This is a genomic window from Allobosea sp. P4_C6 (genome assembly GCF_056402015.1).
Window position 1 is genome coordinate 1 of sequence record NZ_JBFUIF010000215.1, and the last position, 1,871, is coordinate 1,871.

Sequence of the window (1,871 nt, forward strand, 5' to 3'; positions counted from 1 at the left end):
CCGCGTCGACCGGGTCGGATGGGCCTTCACCTTCGCCGCAGCAGCCTACAACCTCGTCCGCCTGCCGAAGCTGTTGGCGACACCGGCATGAGCGAGATCACCGACACGCCCCCGCAACGATCATCATCGAAGCCGCGCGACGCCCGGGCCGAGGCCAACGACGCTGATCGCGCTCACCAAGCGCCATCAATCATCCGAACGCTGCCGGTACCGCTCTGCCCAGCCGCGCCTTCTTCAACAGCCTGCTAACGATGCGCGTTCCGCGACACGCGCGGTTATGCCTAGACCAGATGTTCGCCTGAGACTCCACCTTTTCTATTTCAGCGCTCATGGGTTCAGGACCCATGGATGGCGCGCGAATCGTGATTGGCGTGCCGTCGAAGGCCCATGCTGGGGATGGGCCGGTTGATCGGACACGGATCGGGGACTATGGGTTCCCGGCGGGGGGATTAGCGAGATGATGATGGCGCCGGAGGAGCAGACGCGAAGCGCGGGCGCCTGTGCGGCAGTGGTACTGTACCGGCCCGACCCCGCATTGCTCGCCCGACAGGTTGAGGGCCTGCGGGGGACGCGTTTCATCGCCTTCGCCAACGGCCCCTTGGAGGCCGAGGCTGCTGCCCTGATGGCTGAGGCGGACCTCCGCGTGATCCCGAACCCCGACAATGTTGGACTGGGGCGAGGGCTCAACACCGTGATGGAAGCGGCTTGCGAAGAAGGCTTCGCGCATGTCTTGCTGCTCGATCAGGACAGCGAGCCGACATCCGAGCTTCTGATGGAGCTCGCGGGGCGGATGCAGCAGCTGGAACGCTCCGGGGAGAGGATTGCTGTCTTGGCTCCTCGCCTCGTTCCGCCGGAAGAGGGGTTTTACAAGCCGATCCGTTATGAATGGCGCGGTAGGCCGCGAAGCGATGGTCTGGCCGCCATAGATTTCAGCCCGACATCCGGATCCTTGTTTAATGTTGCCGCCTATTCCGAGATCGGTCCCTTTCGTGACGACTTCTTCATCGCCGGTATCGATGTCGAATGGGGCTTTCGCGCCTGGGCTCGCGGCTGGGGGTCCTTTCTGGCGACCGATCTCGTAATGCCGCATCGCTGGGGTGAGGCAGTGAGCGAGGAGGAATTGGGCAAGGCCCAGATCCTTCGCCATACGCCACTCCGCAACTATTACTATGTGCGCAATGTCATCGCGACGGCGCGGTTGGCCCATGTGCCGCTGCGCTGGCGGATCAGGTCATGCGCCGGGCTCGCCGCCCAGATCGGCCTTCTGGCGCTGAAGGGGCCGCGGGGCTCGCTGAGGCCGGTGCGCGCGGGACTGGTCCATGGCGTCAGGGGCAGGCTCGGACCGGCTCCCGTCGGCGTGGAGTGAGCGCCCTGGCCGCGCTCGCCCGGCGCGTTGCGTAAGTTTGCCACATCTCCATGCGAGCGCTTGGTCGAATGAGCGATTATGCACCAGGCCTGAGCAGAAAAGCAGGTCTGCAGATACAAATTGCGGGGGTCACCGATCGGCCCGGCCATGACGCGCGCTATCTCATCAATGCAGGCAAGATCGTTCGCGATCTCAGCTAGTTTCCGAAGGCGACCTTCGAGACTGCGCCGGACTGTCGAATGGTATCTCGCCACGTCGCGGGGCGCCCGCAGCTCGATCTCGGGAATCTCGAAACGATCGTGCCAGCCGCCCCGGCAATATATGAATGCCGTCACATTGATCGTTCGGATCGCTTCCGCGACCGGGCGCCCCTGGGATCACAGCACGTCGACCTGCCGCAATTTCGCGACGATCTCGGGCTTGTGCTTCTTCTGCGGCATAACGGGCATCCTCCAAAGGCTCAAAAGCCTACTTCAGGGAGGGCCACATAGCGTAATCGCAGGTG

Annotated in this window: 1 protein-coding gene and 1 pseudogene; one reads left to right on the plus strand and one right to left on the minus strand. The window is 63.8% G+C overall.

The genetic code is table 11. The features are described from left to right. The first annotated feature begins 463 nt into the window (after nt 1-463). The gene (locus AC1DVA_RS28050; protein ID WP_476808076.1) at nt 464-1,366 is read left to right on the plus strand and encodes a glycosyltransferase; all 903 of its coding nucleotides are present in this window, start codon (nt 464-466) and stop codon (nt 1,364-1,366) included. Between the two features lie 290 nt (nt 1,367-1,656). On the opposite strand, the pseudogene AC1DVA_RS28055 reads toward AC1DVA_RS28050, so the two are convergent. Then, nucleotides 1,657-1,806, minus strand: a pseudogene (locus AC1DVA_RS28055) (IS3 family transposase); the annotation flags it as partial. Nucleotides 1,807-1,871: the final 65 nt, after the last annotated feature.